Here is a 19,324-nt window from a genome sequence, read left to right on the forward strand (position 1 = left end):
TTCTCCGGCCTGTCAGATCAGCGTCATCCGCTTGCGGAGAATGTCGAAGATCTGCTGCTTGAGCTTGTTGGCGCTGATGGGTTTCGAGGCGTAGCCGCTGAACCCGTTCTGCATCACCTTCTGTTCGTCCGACGCATAGGCGAAGGCCGTCACGGCGAGGATGGGCACGTCCTGCGACAGCTTGCGGATCTCGGCCGTGGCCTCGTAGCCGTTCATCTCGGGCATGTTGATGTCCATCAACACCAGATGGGGTGTATGCTGCCGGTAGAGGTCGACCGCTTCGCGTCCGTTCCAGGCGTGCAGCAGGCGGTATTCGTGCCGCAGGATCGACTCGAAGAGGCGGTAGTTGCTCTCGTTGTCCTCGGCGATCAGCACGGTGAGCTTGTCTTTCTCGACCGTGATCGGGATGATCGCGGGCTGCTCGGGCTGCTTGATCTCGCCGCGTTGGTATGGCAGGGTGAACCAGAAGGTCGACCCGCGGCCCTCCTCCGATTCGACGCCGATATGGCCGCCGAGGTGTTCGACGATCGTGCGGCAGATCGGCAGGCCGAGACCCGTGCCCTGCTTGAAGGAGTTGAGTTTGACGAAGCGTTCGAAAACCTCGTCTTTATGTTCGGACGCGATGCCGCAGCCGGTGTCGGCGACGTAGAAGTAAAGCTCCTTGCCGCGCAGCTCCCAGCCGAAGCGGATCGATCCCTGCTGCGTGAATTTAGAGGCGTTGGTCAACAGGTTCGTAAGTACCTGCGAGAGGCGGTTGCGGTCGGTTCGGACGACGCAATTTCCCCCCCCCGGGTTTTCATACCGCAGCTCGACGCCCGGCTGCACCTTCAGCCCGATCACCTGCTCCTTTTCGTACATCAGCTCGTTGAGGTCGAAGTCGTTGTTCACGAAGTCGAGCGTTCCGGCCTCGATCTTCGACAGGTCGAGGATATCGCCGATGAGCTGCAGGAGCAGCGTGTTGTTGTTCTCGATGATGGAGATATATTCCTGTTTCTCCTGCTGCTCTTCGGTCGAGGCGAGGATCTCCGAGAAGCCTACGATGGCGTTGAGCGGGGTGCGGATTTCGTGGCTCATGTTGGCCAGGAACGCCGATTTGAGGCGGTTCGACTCCTCGGCGCGGTCGCGTGCCGAACGCAACTCCTGCTCGAGACGCTTGCGCTCGGTGATGACCAGCGACGATCCGACCAGCGACAGCGGACGGCCCTCCTCGTCGCGCTTCTCCACGGCGGCCTGCGCCTCGATCCACTCCTTCGTCCAGTGGCCCTTCTCCTTCGAGTAGATGCGGAACTCCTCGCGGACCTTGGCCGTGCGGCCGGCGATCAGCTCCTCGTAGGCGCGGCGCACCCGGTCGCGGTCCTCCGGCAGGATGGTGGCGAAGTAGCGGTCGTCGGCGATCGAAAGCTGTTCGTCGTTCAGCTCGAAGCTGCCGTCGGTCCGCAGCATGGGGACCCGGTTGGCGTCGCAGAGGATGATCCCCTCGCGCAGGTCCCACTTCCACGGCACGATGTTCGCCACGTCGAGCGCCATCGAGAACTTGTGGTTGATCGAACTGAGCTTCTGCTGCGCCTTGTAGAGCGCCGTGCCGTCCAGGCAGAAGATGTCGACGTGTCCGGGCAGGTAGGAGCGGCTGAGGATCACCTCGTAGAAGACGTCCAACTTCTCGTAGTAGAACGGATAGGTGATGGTCCGGTTCTCGGTCTGCACGATATTCACCAGCCGTAGAAATTCGGTCAGCGGCACGTCGAACAGCTCGCCGCACCGTTTGCCGATGACCCGTTCGCGCGGCAGGAACCGCCGTTCGAAATTGGCGTTCACGTCGCAGAACTCCATGTCGACCGGGTATCCGTCCTCCCCCGCGATCACCTTCTCCTGGATGTAGAGGATAGGCATGTTGTTGAACAGGGTCGAGTACTTCTTCTGGCTCTCGAGTTCCCGGTGGCGCGCTTCGTCCACCTGCTTGAGGATGCGGATGCGCCACTGCTGGAGCAGGATATAGCCGAGCATCGCCGCGGCGATGAGGATTGCCGGCCACTTGTAGCGTTCGAGCGGAGAGGTCGGCTTGTCGTAGAAGATCGAGTCGGGCGGGCAGGTGCGGGTCGAAAGGCCCTTGTGCATCAGCGTCGCGTAGTTGAACACCGAGCGCGGGTTGTGCGGGATGTAGAACGGAATGTCGCGCGGCTGGCGGCCCGCCAGCACGGCGTCGAGCGTCTGGAGCAGGTGTCTGTTGTACTGCTTGTCGTCGTAGATGTAGCCGCCGGCCATACCCCGGTCGCGGATGCTCGAAATGTCGAGCGTAAACATGGGAATCTTCGTGCTGGCGATGATGCGGTAGGAGTCGGCCAGCAGGATGAGGTTGTCTCCCGATTTCTTGGTGTGATACCACGACGAAAAGAGCACGCCCGTGCGCCGCGTGTCGACGTTGTCGAGCGAATCGAGCAGCGCTTCGGAGGTCATTTCCGCCGCCGAATAGAACTTGTAGCCCAGCTCCGGAAATTCGCGCGGCAGCAGCTCCCGCAGGTCGTAGTCGATCTGCTGGTTGACGTAGCGGCCGTCGCCGATGAAGATCAGCTCCTTCATGCCGGGGACCATCTCCCGGATGAGGCTGACGTTTTCGCGCAGGTAGATCGGGGATTGGAGGAAGGTGAGGTTGTCCTCGTGGGCATAGTCGCGCAGGTAGCGGCGCTGCTGGGCGGGAATGGGTTCCTGACTGATCTTCTCCCCGGGATTGATGTAGTCGTACTCGGCGCAGAAGATGATCGGCACGCCGGGCCACGTCTCTTTGATGAAGTCGCGCAGGTGGGCGATCGGCGAACCCAACAGCACCATCACGCGCGGCGGATGCTTTCCGTAGTCGCGGCGCAGGTCCGCCTTGAAGGCGTCGATTCCCGACTGCTCGTGGATAAGCAGCATGTTCATATACTCGGTATATGCTTCGCAGTTATCCAGTTCGTTGACGCGGTCGAGGATGGTGGAGATGATGTTCCGGCTCCAGTACGACGATTCGGTGTAGGTGTTGATAATCAGAATATAGTCCCGTTCGGAGCCGGGAGGGCTGCTGGTCGCCGGCGAAAAGGGATGGGCCAGCAGACAACCGAAGAGAAGCGTCCACATCAGTACGTGGAGCGAAAGACGGAGGGGTTTCCTGAAAAAATGCATGATCTGAAAGACGGGTCGGCAGGGATAATTTAAGGCGGGAGAAAAAAGGGAGAGGTCCGTTTGCCCGGGCCTCTCCCCGCAGGATCACCGGTTCAGCACCGGTTTGATGTCTTTCACGCGCAGCTGGGTGGTCACCGTGCCGCGGTAGTGGTTTTCGACGATCTGGTAGCAGACGTCGACGGGTCGGCCCGAGCGGACCCACTCGTAGTGGGTGGGCTGCTGGAAGGCGATCGACTGGATCTTGGTGTTGGGCTTCTGGCGCTGCATCAGGTCCATGCGCAGGTGCTCGCACTCCAGGCCCACCAGTTTGGCGTCGCCGTGGTTGCTTACCCCGTAGGTCGCAAAGACGGGCGCGGCGTTGCCCGGACCGAAGGGCTGGAAGCGGTTGAGGTCCTTGCGGAACGCGGGCGTGATGTCCGAGAAGAGCAGTTCGCTGTCGATGTCGACCTGCGGCACGAGCATCTGCGGGTCGATGTTCTGCTCGACGAAAGCGTTGAAGCGCCGCGTGAATTCGTCGACGTTCTCGGGCCGCATCGTCAGTCCCGCGGCGTACATGTGGCCGCCGAAGTTTTCGAGCAGGTCCGAGCACGATTCGACGGCCTGGTAGAGGTCGAAGCCGGGAACCGAGCGGGCGGAGCCGGTGACGAATCCGTTGCTCATCGTCAGCACGACCGTGGGCCGGTAGTAGGTCTCGATCAGGCGCGAGGCGACGATGCCCACGATACCCTTCATCCAGCGCGGGTTGTAGACCACGGTGCTCTTGAGCGCCTTCAGATGGGGGTTGCTCTCGATGTAGTCGTGGGCCTCCTGCGTCACGGAGCGGTCGATCGACTTGCGGTCCTGGTTGTAGGCGTCGATGACGTTGCCGAACTCGGCGGCGATGGCTTCGTTACCTTCGATAAGCAGCTCCACGGCGGCATGGCCGCCCGACGGCGAGGCGTTCTCGTCGCTCTCGTCCATGCGCATGCGGCCCGCGGCGTTGATGCGGGGACCGATCTTGAAAACGATGTCGTCGATGGTGATGCTGTGCTTGTCCAGCCCGCAGATCTTGATGATCGACAGCAGCCCCTTCGACGGTTCGCGGTTGAGGTTTTTCAATCCGAAGTAGGCCAGGATGCGGTTCTCGCCCACCAGCGGCACGATGTCCGAGGCGATCGACACGACCAGCAGGTCCAGCAGCGGGGTGATCTGCTCGAAGGGAATGCGGTTCTTCTGGGCATAGGCCTGCACGAGTTTGAACCCCACGCCGCAACCCGACAGTTCGTCGAACGGATAGGAGCAGTCGACCCGCTTGGGGTCCAGAACGGCTACGGCGCGGGGAATCTCCTCGGCCGGGAGGTGATGGTCGCAGATGATGAAATCCACGCCTTTCGACTTTGCATAGACAACCTTTTCCGTGGCTTTGATGCCGCAGTCCAGGGCGATGATCAGCCCCACGCCCTTGCGGGCGGCCAGGTCGATTCCCTTGACCGAAATGCCGTAACCTTCGGTGTAGCGGTCGGGAATGTAGAACATCAGGTTTTTGTGCCCGATCTGGCGCAGAAACTTGTAAACCAGCGCGACGGCCGTGCAGCCGTCCACGTCGTAGTCGCCGTAGACCATGATCTTCTCCTGGTCGCGGACGGCCCGCTCGATCCGCTCGACCGCCTTCTCCATGTCCTTCATCAGGAACGGATCGTGCAGGTCGGCGAGGCTGGGTTTAAAGAATTTCTCCGCCTTTTCTACCGTGTCTATGCCTCTCTGTACGAGTAGGTTGGCCAGCACGGGCGAGATCCTCAGGGTGGTAGCCAGCATCGCCACCGTCCCGGGGTCGCCCTGGGCTTTCACTACCCAGCGTTTTGCTATGGGCATACGATTTAATTATTATATATTTTAACATTTAATATCTCACTTAAGTTTTTCAACACCAGCGCTTTCACGCGCTCCATCGACGGGGTTCCGCCCCCCTCGGCCGCGATCGAGGTCACCCCCCGGTCGGTGAAGCCGCAGGGGTTGATGCGGCTGAACCAGCTCAGGTCGGTGGTGACGTTCAGCGCGAAGCCGTGCATCGTAACGTACCGCGACGACCGCACCCCGATGGCGCATATCTTGCGCGGCCTTGCCGCGGCGGGGTCGATCCAGACGCCCGAAGCGCCTGCGATCCTTCCGGCGCGGATGCCGAACCGGTCCACGGTGCGGATCACGCTCTCTTCCAGCGCGTCGACATAGGCTCTCAGTCCCAGACCGAGCCGCTCCAGATCGAGGATCGGGTAGCAGACCAGCTGGCCGGGGCCGTGGAAGGTGATGTCGCCTCCGCGGTCGATGTGAAAGAACTGTGCGCCCATCGCTTCGAGGGTGCTTCGGTCCACCAGCAGGTTTTCCGCGTGGCCGCTCTTGCCTAACGTATAGACCGGGCGGTGCTCCGTCAACAGAACGGTTCCGGCGTCGCCGGAATTGTCCCCGTACGGAATTTTCGGACCGGATCCGGCGGTGACGGTTCTGTCGGCCGGCCCTGCCGGGGCCGCCACGTCCTTGTCTGTTCCGGCCATCGCCGCCTCGATCGCCCTGCGGGCATCTGCCGTCCCGATTATCGCGGCCGTTCGGGCCGTTTTATGGGTTTCTGCCGTTGCCGCCATTGCTGTCGTTTCGGCCGCTGTGCGGAGTTCATCCGCTCCGGTCGCTGTTCCGGCCGCTCGGCCGATTCCGGATGCTTGAGCCGCTCCTGCCGGTTGTGGTGTGTCGGTCGCCCTGCGCGCTTCGACCGGCCCTGTCTCTTTCCGGGCCGCTTCAGTCGTTTCTGCCGTTTCAGCCGCTCCGGCCGTTTTGCGGGCCACCAGCTGTGCGAACAGCGTCCGCTGCAACTCCCAGCAGTCGGCGTAGTCGGTCAGCCCCAGATCGCGGCAGCGAATGTTCATCGCTGCCGGCATTTGACGCTTTGCAGCGCCTCTTCGGCCAGGTACGACGAGCGGACCAGCGGCGCGCTCGCGCAGTAGCTGAAACCCATCTCCAACGCCTGCTGCCGGTACTGTTCGAATTTCTCGGGAGTGATATACGCCGCAACGGGATAGTGCTCCAGAGTAGGCCGAAGGTACTGACCAAGCGTTACGATCTCGACGCCTGCGTCGCGCAGGTCGTGCAGGGTTTGCAACACTTCCTCATCGCTCTCGCCGAGGCCGACCATCAGGCCGCTCTTAGTCACGACGCCCTGCGCACGAAGGTGGCGCAGGCTCTCCAGGCTGGTACGGTACTTCGCCCGGGAGCGTACCACAGGGGTCAGCCGCTCGACGGTTTCGATGTTGTGCCCGATGATGTCGGGCCGGGATGCGACAACCACGTCCAACAGGTCGGGCCGGGCATCCAGATCGGGAATAAGGAGCTCAATTACGGCGTCGGGATTCGCGGAGCGGATGGCCTCGACGGTCGCGGCCCAATGGTGGGCTCCGCCGTCCGGAAGGTCGTCCCGCGTCACGGAGGTGACGACGACATACCGCAGTTTCATCAGGGCGACGCTCTCGGCCACTTTGCGCGGTTCGTCGGCGTCGGGGGCAAGGGGATGTCCCGTGCGGGTAGCGCAGAAGCGGCAGCCGCGCGTGCAGATGTCGCCCAGAATCAGGAAGGTCGCGGTTCTCCGGCTCCAGCACTCGGCCTGGTTGGGACAGCGGCCGCTGCTGCAAATCGTGTGTAAACCGTGTTTTTCGACGATCTGCCGCACCTCGGCGTAGTCGGCGGTGCGGTGAAGTCGAATCTTCAGCCATCCGGGTTTTCTGAGGGAATCTACCTTGTCATAAAACTGAGGCATTTAAGTTCACTATTTTCCAATTGATGCAAAAATAGAAAAAAAAATCGACATATCCCGGAAAAACACGATTTATTGTTTGCGCCGAAGCGGCGGGTCCGCCGGAAAATTACCCGGACCGGGACCGATCGTGCGCCCCGCCCGGGCGGATTCGTCGGTCGGGGCTGTCGGGGTGTTCGCCAACGGGGAGGAAAAGGGCGGCCGTGCTGGGCTGTTTTCAGCCACCGGAGCCACCGGAGCCACCGGAGCCACCGGGAGCGTCCGGAAGCGATCGGGAGCGTTCTGGCAGCAGTGCCGGAGAGAAACGGCAGGCGCGGGATTCGCTTCCGGCGGAGAGGTGCGGCGGTCGGGTAGGTCGGGCGACATTCCCGATCTGCCGGTTCCTTTGCAAAGAAGCCCCGCCCGGTTTTACCTTGTTCGGTCTTTTGCCAAGACAGTTGTATACTGATTCCCGGTTCGGATGTCGTTGCTTGCCCCTGCGGCGGCATTTACAACTCCCTTTGTAAAGCCCTCCCCCTGTCCGGTTTTACTGACTGTCCGGTCTTATGCCTTCTATACTGATTCCGGTCAGGATGTCGTTGCTTGCCGCCAGCGGCGGCATTACAGCGGCGGCAGCGGATGCGTGCAATCGTTTGCTTCCTGCCGAACCGCACTGCAGTCGCGGCGGATGGTTGTCACCGTCGAAAGACCGACGGGCCGACTGGGTTGCAGGGGCGATGTCGCAAGGTTCCGCTCTCTCCATGTTTCCGGTTCGTCAAAGGCCGTTTCCCGAACGGCGTCCCGGAGGGGATTTCGGTCGTGCGTTTCAGCACGGTCGGAAAATACGGGTGTCGTGGATCGAAACAGGCCGTTGCGTGTGCGAACTGCGGCCCGGCCGGAGCGGGGCTGCGCGGCCCCTCCTCTTCACATTCCTCCGGGCCAACTGCCCCCCCCCTGCACGGCGGATCGGCCCGCGATTGCACGCCAAAGAAGAAACCCGATACCGGGCGGTATCGGGCTTCTCTGGTTAGGTTAGTTAGGTTAATGAGAGTGGGGAATCCCACGTTTGTTAAACAAAGGTAAAAGTATTTTTAGTATATTCCAAATGATTCCTTACATTTTTAGCGAAAAAAGGCGAAAAAACAGATCGGATTCCAATTAAAATTTTTTAATTTCGGATCAGTTCGTAAGTTTTTGATTAAAGCGCGGCGCGGATCTCCTCTCTCTCGCGCACCTCTGCCTGCTTTTCGGCGCGCAGGGTCGTCAGGTGGCGGTTGCGGTAGGTCGCCGGGGTGGTCTGGTACTCCTTTTTGAAGAGTTTGATGAAGTGCGACGTGTTGGGGAAGGTGCACTCGTTGCCGATTTCGGAGATCGATTTCGAGGTGGAGATCAGCAGCAGGCGCGAGTGCATGAGCCGCTGGCGGATGTACCACTTGTGTGGCGGCATCTGGAAGTGACGGCGGAACTCCTTCTTGAAAGAGGTGAGCGAGCGGTTGGTCAGGCGCGACAGCTCCTCGATGGAGATGTCCTTGAAGATGTGGTCGTAGACGATCTGTTCGAAGTTCTCCTTGGCCGCGTCGACGTTGCTCAGCAGCTTGCTCTTGATGCAGCAATCCTCGTGCGAGGCGATCAGGTAGATCAGTTCGGTCATCTTGATGTTCTCGGCCGTTTCATCGTGGTGGAAGTCCTCGTCGCGCAGATAGTTGTTGGTGTTGGTGAAAAAGTTGCGGATCGAATTCCATCCGGGCATGGCTACGTGGGAGCGGTTGCGGCAGTTTTCGCACGAATGCTCGTTCGAAATGTTCAGGCCGTAGGTGATGTTCAGGTGCAGGAGGATGCGCTGAAGGTCCGCGGGTGTGTAGTAAAAGAGAATCTGCTCGAAGGGCTGGCCGTTCTCGGGGCAGTTCTCGATGTAGTGGTGGCCGATTCCCAGGTAGAAGACGTCTCCGCGGGTGAGCGTCTGGCGCTTGTCGCCGTCGTAGATATACTTCGTACCCCGCAAAATGTATCCGATCGCATAGCGCGACAGCGATTGCGACTGGATTCCGTTGTGAAGCGATTCGACATACTTCACAATCATCGGCTGCTGAGCCGACGAATTCAATGAATTCCTCATAATAATTGTGTTGTTAGGTTCTTCGAACAAGAAGTTGCGTCACTTTTGTTCAACCTCAAATATACAATTAAATATTCATTTCATGAGGCTTAAAATGAACTATTCGGGCACAAAGTCGCTTTTGCGCCTAAAAAACTCATCCTTGTGTCCGTATAGATTATTGTAGGAAAAGGCCGGCGGCCGCTGCTGCGAGCAGCAGGGGATAGATCGTCGCCGAAAGTGCACGGTTCATGCGCACGAAAAGGAAGGGTTGCAACAGGGCGGAAGGGAATGCCGCCAGCGCGACCGATGTCGGGATCGCGGCGGGTCCGCAGAGCAGGCCGCAGGCCGCGGCGAGCGTACCGATATTAAAGAGGAGGATAAAGCGCGCTTTGGTTCCGACAGCGTACATATCTGTGAGCAGGCAGAAGACCGCCGCCAGGTCGAGCAGCAGGATGCCGCCCAGCAGCACCAGCTGCGGCAGCGGCAGCGCCGCGAACAGTCCCAGCGGCTCACCCGAAAGAAAGGTCTGGACCACCGATGCCAGCGGAGCCGCAAAGTCACCGCCCATCCCCCAGTTGACGTAGCAGAGCGCCAGCGGTCCCAGCACCAGCCCCGCCAGTGCGACGACCGCTTCGCGCAGCGTGCGGCGGAAGAGAATCACGGCCAGCGGCAGCAACAGCAGCAACGGCAGGGTCGCGGGGTCGGAAAGCAGGGTCAGCCCGAGGTAGAACGAAGCGCGGAAGAGGGCGTCGAAGGCGTAACCGTTGCAGAAGGCGCGGGCGAAATGTTTGACGCTCAGCGCGAGCAGCGCGACGGTGCAAAGGCCGGAGAGGTAGTCCGTGCCGCTTCCTATGCCGCAGACGAACAGTCCGAAGAGCGGAATACCCAGGCAGGTCGCAACCGCATAAAGGTTGTACCTTACCGCCAGCCGGCCGGCCGTGAGACCCGTGAAGAGGAGCAGCAGCGCCGCGATCGCTTTCGACCAGCCGGGGCGGGCCGCCTGAAGAAGCGCGGGCCAGCGGTCGGGCATCGTCAGCGCCAGCCCGGCATTTGCCGGACCGCCGACAGCGGGATGCCCGTTTGCGGCGATCGCCGGTCCGACTGCGCCCGACACCTCCGGCACGGGGCCGATCGTGCAGGCGAAAGCCACGGCGAACGCCAGAAGCGTCAGAAAGGCCGGGACGAGCGGTTGGCGGGCGATGTCGAACTTCATGCGGAGGGATTGATCCTTTGGGACAAAAGTAACGAAAAAAAGCCGGAAGCGCGCGAATAATCGTTAACTTTGTCAGGCCATGCTGGAAAACCAATACCAATACGCGCTCCCTGAAGCGGGGTGCGACGAGGCCGGACGGGGCTGTCTGGCGGGGCCGGTCTTCGCGGCGGCGGTGATGCTTCCGCCCGACTTCCACGACCCGCTGCTCAACGACTCGAAGCAGATGAGCGAACGCAATCGGGACAAGCTCCGAGCGGTGATCGAGCGCGAAGCCGTCGCCTGGGCCGTGGAGGCTGTTTCGGCCGCCCGTATCGATGAGATCAACATCCTCAACGCCTCGTTCGAGGGAATGTCGCTCGCCGTGGCGCGCCTGTCACCCGCACCCGGATTTCTGGCCATCGACGGCAACCGGTTCCGTACGCGCCTCGAAATCCCCTATCGCTGCATCGTCAAGGGCGACGGCATGTATGCCGACATTGCCGCGGCGTCGGTGCTGGCAAAGACCCACCGCGACGAATACATGCGGCGGCTGGATGCGGAATTTCCCGCCTACGGCTGGCAGAAAAACAAGGGCTACCCTACGCGCGAGCATCGGCTGGCTATCCGTGCCTGCGGCCTGACGCCTCACCACCGGCTGACTTTCAACCACGAGATCGACCAGCTGGAGTTCGCGTTCTGAGGCGGTTGCTGTGTCAAGGACGCTTCTGCAGGCGTCTGGTTATTCTGTTTCATCGAACTGTCTTGCGGCTTTTCGGGTTGTGCGGATCGCAGCCTATCCGCAGGTTGACCTATTTCTTGCGTTTGTTTTCGGTGGTTAAGCCGGCGGGCTAATTCGCTTTGTTACATTTTCGACCTTCAGGTCGGCGGGTCGCAACCTCCCGTAGCGGAGGCCCAATTCGGGTTGTCCCGTTTTGGCGGTTAAGCTGGCGGGCTAATTCGCTTTATAACATTTTCGACCTTTAGGTCGGCGGGCCGCAGCCTCGCCCTGCGAAGGCCCGCTTGGTCGCGTCCCTTCGCAGGTTGCTTCCGAAAGAGAAAGACACTCCTTATTGATAATGATTATGAAGCACTTCTTTTTGTAGTTCGGTCCGATTCGCTAACCTTGCTGGAATCCGATCCACCTTACTCTTTCCAGAATCGTAACTGTCTTGCGGCTCTTCGAGCCGTGCGGGCCGCAGCCTCCGGCGGCGGAGGCCCGCTTGAACGCGTCCTCCGCAGGCTGCGGCCCGATTTGCCCCCCCCCGACAAAAAAAGAGCAGGCATAAAGCCTGCTCTTTTCGAAATGCTTTCGCCTCGGATCAATATCCCATCGACTTGGAAGCCGCATAGGAGATTTTCAGGGCGTTCGCCCGGCGCAGCTCCTGCTTGACGTCGGTGACGATACCCATCTTGGTCGACTGGTCGGCCTTGAGGCAGATAGTCATCGAGGCGCGGTCGGCCTCGTTGAGCTTATCGCGCTCGGCGGCGACGAAATCGAGAATATCCTTGGTCGTCTTGTACGAATCGTTGAGCTGGATGCGCGGCGCGGTTCCGAACTTCGCCTGCATGTTGACAGACGGCTGGCCGATGTGGATGTAGCTCACGAGCGACTTCTTCTCCAGTTTCTGCACCTCGGTGGCTTCGGGGAGCTTGTACCGCACCAGCAGCTCCTGGTCGCGCATGGTCGTGGAGACCATGAAGAAGAAGAGGATCATGAAGATCACGTCCGGCAGCGATGCCGTCGAGATGGGGGGCAACCCTTTGTTGCCCTTCTTTTTCATTACTGCCATATCCTTACTTCTTGATGTTACGCGGTTCTGCTTCCGAAATCTTCAGCGGCACGGCTTTCGAGACGGCGTTGCGCTGCTCCTCGGGAAGTTCCGAGAATTTGGCGCCGAATTTCTTCATGGCCACCTCGTCGCGGACTTCGTTGAAGGCGCGCGTCAGCTCGTTCTGCACCATGATGTACGACTGATAACCCGTATCGCGGGTCGTCTGGAGCGAGACAACGCCCTGGCTCTCGGGATAGACCCACTTGCTGCCGTCCGGGAGTTCGATCTCCTTGTCTTCCTTCTCGGGCAGGTTCGCGTCGTCCATCGGGTTGAGGATGAACTCCTTGGTCTTGTCCTTGATCTGATGCAGGTCGATGATCGCCTGGTTGCCCGGAGTTCCCACCATGATGTTGCCGCTACCCGAGATGAGCACCAGCAGCAGGTTGCGTTCCTTGACCTTGATGTCCTCCTGTTGGGTGTTCTCGGGGGGCATCGGCGGGAGCATACGCACCAGACCGGTATCGGTGTTCATCGTGGTGGCAACCAGGAAGAAAATCAGCAGCAGGAAGGCGATATCGGCCATCGAGCCGGCATTGATCTCCTGTACTTTTCTTTTATCTACTGCCATTGTTGTTTACTCCATTATTTGAAAGCGCCCCAAATCTCCGTGGCCACGGCCGTCAGGAAGGCGGCGACGAAGGCGACGTAGGTCACCAGGATGCTCGTTTCGGTAATTACGGTCTCACCGTGGCCGAAGAAACCATTGGTCTGCAAGTCGACGATGTTCACCGTGTGGCCGGCTGCGTAGAAGTACGAAGCGCCCACGATGATGATGATCGCCGCCAGCGAGATGATGGTTCCCTTGATGCCTGCCGGGTTCTTGATCATTCCGAAGACGGCGCAGATGAGGGCGACAGCGATGGCGAACACGAGCAGGGCGTAACCCCACATCAGGTTCAGGCTGATAGCCGCATCCGAGCCGCCCGAAACGATCGCCCAGACCAAAAGGACTACGGTGATCGCCATCAGAATGCCCAGCAATATGTTCAAATACTTTTTCATAATCGCTTTTAACTCTTTTTATCGGGGGATTATTTCTTGTTGTAAGCCGTCAGGATGTCCATCAGGGTGATGGAAGCGTCCTCCATATCGTTTACCAGCGAGTCGATCTTCGAAACGATATAGTTGTAGAACAGCTGAAGAATAACCGCAGCGATAAGACCCATCAGGGTGGTCAGCAGGGCGACCTTGATACCGCCTGCTACCAGCGTCGGGCTGATGTCGCCGGCAGCCTGGATGGCGTCGAACGCGGCGATCATGCCGACTACGGTTCCCATAAATCCGAGCATCGGGCTAAGTGCGATGAACAGGCCGATCCACGACAGACCCGACTCCATCTGGCCGGTCTGCACCGAACCGTACGATACGACAGCCTTCTCAACCGAGTCGAGACCCTGCTCGTAGCGGTCCAGCCCCTGCCAGTAGATCGAGGCGATCGGGCCGCGGGTGTTGCGGCATACCTCCTTCGCAGCCTCGATACCGCCGTTCTTGAGAGCCTCCTCGACCGATGCGATGAGTTTCTTGGTGTTGATCGTCGAGAGCGTCAGGTAGAGGATGCGCTCGATGGCGATGGCCAGACCGATCACCAAGCAGAGGAGCACCGGAAGCATCCACTCCCAGCCGCCCTCGAGGAACTTCTGCATCATCACGTGGTGCATGCTCTCGCCGGCGATCTGGGTTTCGGCTACGACCGTTTCTTCAGCTGCGGCAGCGGCCTCCTGAGCGAACGCATTGACGGTTCCCAGTGCGAACAGGGCAACCGACAGAATCAAAAAAAGTTTTTTCATAGTTGTGTTTGATAAATTAAATTTGATTGGTTGATCTCTATTGTTTGAGTTTGGTCTTCGGCTGAATTTCGTCGCGTAATTTTTATAAAAAAGTCAATTTTTTTCGTCCTACACCCCTTTCCCGGCCTCTTTTTGCCGTCCAACGGACGGAACCGACGCAATCCGGGCGCGCGGGAACGAATCCCCGTTTGTCCGGCTTCCGACACGTTAACGCCTTGTAATCCAAATGTTAACAGCGTCCACTGCCTCTTCGGTCCCTTCCGGCCGAGGCCTGAAAGGGTATGTTATCAGTGCGAAATATAGGAAAAAAATTCGTTCCGTGCAACGCGTCAGGGGGTAAATTCTCCGCGCAGGGGTTTGCGCAGCAAAAGACGCGTCTGATCGTCGGGAAGCTCCTTGCCCAGGACGTACATCAGTTTGGTCACGGCGGCCTCGGTGGTCATGTCGTAGCCGCACAGCACGCCGCAGTTTTGCAGCCGCAGCCCCGTCTCGTAAAGCTCCATCGACACGCGGCCGCTTCCGCACTGGGAGACGTTGACCACATAGACTCCGCGGTCGATCGCCTCCCGGAGGAGGCGGATGAACCACTCGGCCGTGGGGGCGTTTCCCGCGCCGAAAGTCTCCAGCACGACGGCCCGCAGACCGGGTGCTGAGAGCATGGCGCGCAGAATCTCTTCGCCGATGCCCGGAAAGAGCTTGACGACCTCGATGCCGCGGGCCAGGCGCGTGGAGATACGCAGCTCGGGCGAGGTCTGCTCCGGGCGCAGGATGGCCGGCAGGTTGTAGGCGATGTTGACCCCTACCTCGGCCAGCGGCGGGTAGTTGTCCGAGCGGAAGGCGCTCAGCGCTTCGGCGCTGCGCTTGGAGGTGCGGTTGGCGCGGAAGAGCCGGTTCTGAAAGTAGAGCGACACTTCGGGGACCTCGGGCCGCCCGCCGATCTGCGCCCCGGCGATCTCGATGGCCGTGATGAGGTTCTCGCGGCCGTCGGTGCGCAGCACGCCGATGGGGATCTGGCTGCCGGTGAAGACGACGGGTTTGGCGAGGTTTTCGAGCAGGAAACTGAGCGCCGAGGCGGTGTAGGACATGGTGTCTGTGCCGTGCAGCACGACGAAACCGTCGTAGCGGGCGTAGTTGTCGCGGATCAGTTCAGCCATCGCCACCCAGTTCTCGGGCGAGACGTTCGACGAGTCGATCACGGGCGACATGGTCAGCACGTCGATATCCACGTTGAGCCGCTTGAGCGACGGAAATTCGTCGTAGATGCCGCTGAAGTCGAAGGGGACCAGCGCGCCGGTTTCGGCGTCGGTCTTCATGCCGATCGTGCCGCCGGTGTAGATAATCAGGATGGAGGAACGCATATCGTTATTGCTCTAAGGTCTCGATCAGAAAACTCACGGGCCGGAAGCCGTCGTTGCAGGAGATCATCGCCGAGGCGGGGTTCTTCATCCAGCCGTCGTAGAAGTTCGCTGCGCCGTGCGAGAGCGCCATCACGAACGGCGAGAGCGTCTGCCAGGCGCTGTCGCACAACCCCTCGGGCTTCTGCCACCCCTCGGCGATGAACACCGCTCCCTCCTGCATGTCGCAGGCGTGCTCGATGGGGTTTTCATACCGCTCGATCAGGTCCGAGTGGCAGGTTTTGCGCATGACGGTAATCTTTACTCGCTTCATGACGGATCGGTTTATGCTTGCATATCGGTTAATCCGAACAGCCGAACGGCATTGGCCGTGGTCGCCGCGGCAACCTCTTCGGCCGTCACTTCTTTGAGTTCGGCCACCTTGTCGCAGACCAGCCGCACGTAGGCCGACTCGTTGCGTTCGCCGCGGTGGGGCGCGGGGGTTAGGTAGGGGCAGTCGGTCTCCAGCACGAGATTGGCAAGTTCCATCTGCTGCACCGTTTCGGCCAGTTTGCTCTTTTTGAAGGTCACCACGCCGCCGATGCCGAAGAAAAAGTCTCCGCAGTTTTTCAGTTCCCGGTAGGTTTCGAGGCCGTCCGAATAGGCGTGAAGCACGCCCCGAAGGCCCTGTCCGCGGTACTCACGCAGCAGGGCGAGCGTCTCGGGCCACGCGTCGCGCGTATGAACCGCGATCGGCAGGTCGTGTTGCAGCGCCAGGTCGATCTGGCGGCGGAACGCCTCCGTCTGCTCCGCTTCGAAATCGCGGCTCCAGTAGAGGTCCAGCCCGATCTCGCCCACGGCGCAGAAGCGTCCGATCCTCGCGGGTGGGGTTTCGAGGTAGCGTTCGACCAGCGCCAGCTCCTCGCGCCAGCGGGGATTGTCGTTGACCGAGGTGGGGTGCAGCCCCATCATCGGGATACATTGTCCGGGGTGGCTGCGGCAGAGTTCGAACAGCCGCTCGTGGCTCGCGGAGTCGATGGCCGGAAGCAGCAGCCGCCCGACGCCTGCGGCGGTCGCACGTGCCAGTGCCGCTTCGCGGTCGGGGTCGAACTCGGGTTCGTAGAGGTGCGAATGGGTGTCGATGAGTCTCATCCGATCTTCATATAACGGTTGCCCGGCAGTTGTCGCACGGCTCCGGCGAGTTCCAGTCCGACGAGCAGCGTGGCGAGCGTTCCGGGGTCGAGGCCGCACAACGCGGCCAGCTCCTCGACCGCGAGCGGATCGCCCGTGCGGAAGCACCCCAACAGCCCCGCCTCGTCGGGTGTGAGCTGCGGTGTGGCGGGTCGGGGAGCCTGCACCGCCGCATCGGGCGAGAGGTCCCACCCCATTTCGCGGATGATGTCGCCGGCCGAGCGGATGATCGTTGCCTTGCGAGTGGCAATCAGGTGGTTGGTCCCTTTCGACATCGGGTCGGTGACGCGGCCCGGAACGGCCATCACCGTGCGGTGGTAGTCGTCGGCATAGGCGGCCGTGACGAGCGATCCGCCGCTTTCGGGCGACTCGACGATCACGCAGCCGGCGCTCAGGGCCGCGATCAGGCGGTTGCGCGTCAGGTAGCCGGTTCCGTTTTGGCGGATTTGCGAATGATATTCGGTGACCAGCGCGCCGCCCTGCGCCACTATTTCGCGGGCGACGGAGGTGTGCTGCGCGGGCGTGACCTCCGGCAGCGCGTTGGCCAGCACGGCGACGGTCGGAACCCGTCCCTCCAGCGCGGCGCTATGGGCCGCCACGTCGATCCCGAAAGCGAGTCCGCTGACGAGGCAGAGGTCGGAGACCCGCTCGGCGAGCCCTTCCACCAAGCGGCTGCACATCGTCTTCCCGTAGGGTGTGGCCTCGCGCGTGCCGACCATCGACAGGCAGCGGGCGGTGAGTATCGCCGGGTCGCCTTTCACGTAGATGACCGGCGGATAGTCGGGAATTTCGCGCAGCAGAGGCGGGTATTCCGGATCGGTCGAGGCGATGGGAACGATCCCGTGGCGACGGCAGTAGGCCAGCTCCCTTTCGGCCGGACCGAACCCCGTGCGGCGCACGATCTGCTTCGCCAGGTCGGGCCGCAGCTGCGCCTCGGAGGTCAGTTCGTCGAGCGTTGCCGCGAAGATCCGGCGTGCGTCGCCGAACACCTCGAGCAGGTGCACGGAACCTTTCACCCCGATGCCGGGCGTCATTTGCAGGGCGATATCCTCTTGCGTCATGGGTTGCCGAAAAATGGTTTACGATCATGTAAAGGTAAATATTTTCGGGAAATAACGCAAAGTCGGGCAGAAGTTTTGCAGAATTTGGAAATGTTTGTATATTTGCACTCCCGAAGCACCGTAACCGATCCGTAAAGGGCGCCAAGCTGCCGTTCGGAGAGCCGGAGTTCGTTTCCGACGGATCGTTTCGGATTTTATAAACAGGGTCTGATGGCCGAGTGGCTAGGCAAAGGTCTGCAAAACCTTGTACAGCGGTTCGAATCCGCTTCAGACCTCACTAAAACACCGTTGCAAGCAATTGCAACGGTGTTTTTATTTTTAATTGTCATACATTTGTCATGCAAGTAGGTTTCATGACTATTTTAATAAGGTTATTTCCCCCTATTATATTTTATCCTGCACATTTTACAGTAAACACCTCCATATGAATCATCCAGTGTTTGGATTAATTTTCGATCCGAATCCCAGCAGACTGAACAATATTTTATTTTTTGGAGATCATTCATCAAAGTGATGTATTGCTTATTTTTATATCTCTCTATTTGAGCTTCTATCTCTTTCCCTTTTTTCAACTCTGCATTTTCTGTTTTCAAGAAGCAACTTCTGCTTGTAAATCCAATGCTTGCGCACTTAAGTCAAGGAGCCGCCTGTATAAGTCAATATTGTCAGCTTGTTGAATTACTTTTGCAACGTCTTTTATTCCTTCGTATAATCCCATATTCTATGTGTTTTTTGACTTATCACAAAGATAATTAAAATATTAATTCTGTGTAAAATATTCTAATTATCAATTTTTTTCTACCTTTGCCCCTGCGAACAATTCTTTCTAACAACTTTTACTTCGTGCGCTCAACGGCTCGGACATACTAAAAGTATGCGCAGAGCTGTTGGGGAGCAATCCCGCGAATGGCACGCTGTTGAGCCTGTAAAAGGGGGAAAGAGTTGTTCGCAGCTGCGCATCCTTTTTATTTTTATGCGAACAACTCTTTCCGTCCGTACTACGGTACAGACACGCCGCAAGGCCAGTCGCAGGCGGTTCCCGTCCTGCAACCTTCCGATCCGTTTCCACTCTCATCCGCCGGATTAGCAAGTAATTGCTAACCAAACCGTTATTCTCTTTGTTGTGCCCCTGCGCACGATAAGGATGGCCCTTACTTTGTCAAATTTCTAACAATAAATCAAATGGAAACGAATCAAAACATCATGCCGGAAAACCCTGCACAGCGCATAGCTTCTGAACTCGAACAACCCGCAGAACGGCTTTACGACCCTGACGAAGCCGACCGGATCGTCCGCTGCCTGACGGACGGCTACTTCGATCCGGAATACATCCTGCTCTTCGGCAAGTTGGTCGGCGGCACGCCGCATAGTGACGCAATGGCTTATGACCTGCTGATGGTCGTTCGGGAAACGCCGGAATACGATTGGATACAGACCAAACGCATCCTGCGCTACAAAATCCCGTATAGCCGCCGGCAGATTACCTACATCAATCTCTACATTATGACGCTGAGCTTCGTCGAATCGAACGCGACGCCGTTCCTCTTCTTCGCCCATGCCGAGGGTGAGTTGCTCTATTGCAAAGACACCTATCATTTTCAACGGCCGAAATACCCGATCGACTTCGCCAAGGCGTATGCCGACGCGAAATTTCATTTCGATACGTTCCGCACGCAGGGCAATGAACTGCTGGAACAGGCGCAGGAAGCGTTCAGCGTGAACCGCAACATGCGTCTGGCCGCCCAGTTCTCGGCGCAGGCGATGGTCTATTTCTACCACACGCTCTACTACGTCTATCACGGGCTGGAGTTCGACAGCCACGACCCGGTCATCATGCACGACCGGATGCGGACGCTGTCGACGAAGCTGATGCTGGCTTTCGACGACACCCACATCGAAAACATCTTCACGCTGCCGCG

The 19,324-nt window shown here is 59.4% G+C and carries 17 protein-coding genes and 1 tRNA gene; 3 read left to right on the plus strand and 15 right to left on the minus strand.

The window, feature by feature from the left end; translation table 11 throughout:
• Nucleotides 1-12 precede the first annotated feature (12 nt).
• From ACMO9O_RS04400 to ACMO9O_RS04425, 6 genes are all read right to left on the minus strand, one after another.
• Complete coding sequence (locus tag ACMO9O_RS04400; RefSeq protein ID WP_418982413.1) at nucleotides 13-3,156, minus strand: ATP-binding protein; 3,144 nt, start codon at nucleotides 3,154-3,156, stop codon at nucleotides 13-15.
• A gap of 84 nt (nucleotides 3,157-3,240) precedes the next feature.
• Nucleotides 3,241-5,007: a single-stranded-DNA-specific exonuclease RecJ gene (gene recJ / locus ACMO9O_RS04405; RefSeq protein ID WP_418982414.1), complete on the minus strand. Its 1,767-nt coding sequence runs from the start codon at nucleotides 5,005-5,007 to the stop codon at nucleotides 3,241-3,243.
• A gap of 5 nt (nucleotides 5,008-5,012) precedes the next feature.
• Entirely contained in the window at nucleotides 5,013-5,684 is a 672-nt protein-coding gene (gene lipB, locus ACMO9O_RS04410; RefSeq protein ID WP_418982454.1) for a lipoyl(octanoyl) transferase LipB, read from the minus strand.
• Nucleotides 5,685-6,046: 362 nt separating this feature from the next.
• Nucleotides 6,047-6,934, minus strand: a complete 888-nt coding sequence (lipA, locus tag ACMO9O_RS04415; RefSeq protein WP_418982416.1) for a lipoyl synthase — start codon at nucleotides 6,932-6,934, stop codon at nucleotides 6,047-6,049.
• A 1,174-nt stretch (nucleotides 6,935-8,108) separates the two neighbouring features.
• Nucleotides 8,109-9,026 carry a helix-turn-helix domain-containing protein gene (locus ACMO9O_RS04420; RefSeq protein WP_418982417.1) on the minus strand — a complete coding sequence of 306 codons (918 nt, stop codon included), beginning with the start codon at nucleotides 9,024-9,026 and terminating at the stop codon, nucleotides 8,109-8,111.
• 157 nt (nucleotides 9,027-9,183) lie between these two features.
• Entirely contained in the window at nucleotides 9,184-10,221 is a 1,038-nt protein-coding gene (locus ACMO9O_RS04425) for a hypothetical protein (protein WP_418982419.1), read from the minus strand.
• Between the two features lie 79 nt (nucleotides 10,222-10,300).
• Between ACMO9O_RS04425 and ACMO9O_RS04430 the strand changes: the two genes are divergently transcribed.
• Entirely contained in the window at nucleotides 10,301-10,900 is a 600-nt protein-coding gene (locus ACMO9O_RS04430; protein ID WP_418982420.1) for a ribonuclease HII, read from the plus strand.
• Nucleotides 10,901-11,519: 619 nt separating this feature from the next.
• Here ACMO9O_RS04430 and ACMO9O_RS04435 read toward each other — a convergent pair.
• From ACMO9O_RS04435 to dprA, 8 genes are all read right to left on the minus strand, one after another.
• On the minus strand, nucleotides 11,520-11,990 hold the full coding sequence (locus ACMO9O_RS04435; RefSeq protein WP_418982422.1) for an ExbD/TolR family protein: 471 nt from the start codon (nucleotides 11,988-11,990) through the stop codon (nucleotides 11,520-11,522).
• 4 nt (nucleotides 11,991-11,994) lie between these two features.
• Nucleotides 11,995-12,600 carry an ExbD/TolR family protein gene (locus tag ACMO9O_RS04440; RefSeq protein ID WP_418982424.1) on the minus strand — a complete coding sequence of 202 codons (606 nt, stop codon included), beginning with the start codon at nucleotides 12,598-12,600 and terminating at the stop codon, nucleotides 11,995-11,997.
• 14 nt (nucleotides 12,601-12,614) lie between these two features.
• Nucleotides 12,615-13,034, minus strand: coding sequence for a hypothetical protein (locus ACMO9O_RS04445; RefSeq protein WP_418982426.1), 420 nt, complete (start codon nucleotides 13,032-13,034; stop codon nucleotides 12,615-12,617).
• A 29-nt stretch (nucleotides 13,035-13,063) separates the two neighbouring features.
• Nucleotides 13,064-13,819 (minus strand): MotA/TolQ/ExbB proton channel family protein, encoded by a 756-nt coding sequence (locus tag ACMO9O_RS04450; protein ID WP_418982428.1) that lies wholly within the window; start codon nucleotides 13,817-13,819, stop codon nucleotides 13,064-13,066.
• Between the two features lie 329 nt (nucleotides 13,820-14,148).
• On the minus strand, nucleotides 14,149-15,177 hold the full coding sequence (locus ACMO9O_RS04455; protein ID WP_418982429.1) for an asparaginase: 1,029 nt from the start codon (nucleotides 15,175-15,177) through the stop codon (nucleotides 14,149-14,151).
• Between the two features lie 4 nt (nucleotides 15,178-15,181).
• Nucleotides 15,182-15,487 (minus strand): TIGR04076 family protein, encoded by a 306-nt coding sequence (locus tag ACMO9O_RS04460; RefSeq protein WP_418982431.1) that lies wholly within the window; start codon nucleotides 15,485-15,487, stop codon nucleotides 15,182-15,184.
• Between the two features lie 11 nt (nucleotides 15,488-15,498).
• Nucleotides 15,499-16,305 (minus strand): TatD family hydrolase, encoded by an 807-nt coding sequence (locus tag ACMO9O_RS04465; RefSeq protein WP_418982433.1) that lies wholly within the window; start codon nucleotides 16,303-16,305, stop codon nucleotides 15,499-15,501.
• Nucleotides 16,302-17,405 carry a DNA-processing protein DprA gene (dprA, locus tag ACMO9O_RS04470; protein ID WP_418982434.1) on the minus strand — a complete coding sequence of 368 codons (1,104 nt, stop codon included), beginning with the start codon at nucleotides 17,403-17,405 and terminating at the stop codon, nucleotides 16,302-16,304. Before dprA ends, ACMO9O_RS04465 begins: the two co-directional genes overlap by 4 nt.
• Nucleotides 17,406-17,609: 204 nt before the next feature.
• Between dprA and ACMO9O_RS04475 the strand changes: the two genes are divergently transcribed.
• Nucleotides 17,610-17,680: transfer RNA gene (locus ACMO9O_RS04475), tRNA-Cys, on the plus strand.
• 314 nt (nucleotides 17,681-17,994) lie between these two features.
• On the opposite strand, the gene ACMO9O_RS04480 is transcribed toward ACMO9O_RS04475, so the two are convergent.
• Nucleotides 17,995-18,123 carry a hypothetical protein gene (locus ACMO9O_RS04480; protein ID WP_418982436.1) on the minus strand — a complete coding sequence of 43 codons (129 nt, stop codon included), beginning with the start codon at nucleotides 18,121-18,123 and terminating at the stop codon, nucleotides 17,995-17,997.
• Nucleotides 18,124-18,587: 464 nt separating this feature from the next.
• Between ACMO9O_RS04480 and ACMO9O_RS04485 the strand changes: the two genes are divergently transcribed.
• A partial coding sequence (locus tag ACMO9O_RS04485; protein ID WP_418982438.1) for a nucleotidyltransferase domain-containing protein occupies nucleotides 18,588-19,324 on the plus strand: 737 nt, incomplete at its 3' end.

Source organism: Alistipes sp., assembly GCF_048465635.1.
GTDB lineage: Bacteria > Bacteroidota > Bacteroidia > Bacteroidales > Rikenellaceae > Alistipes.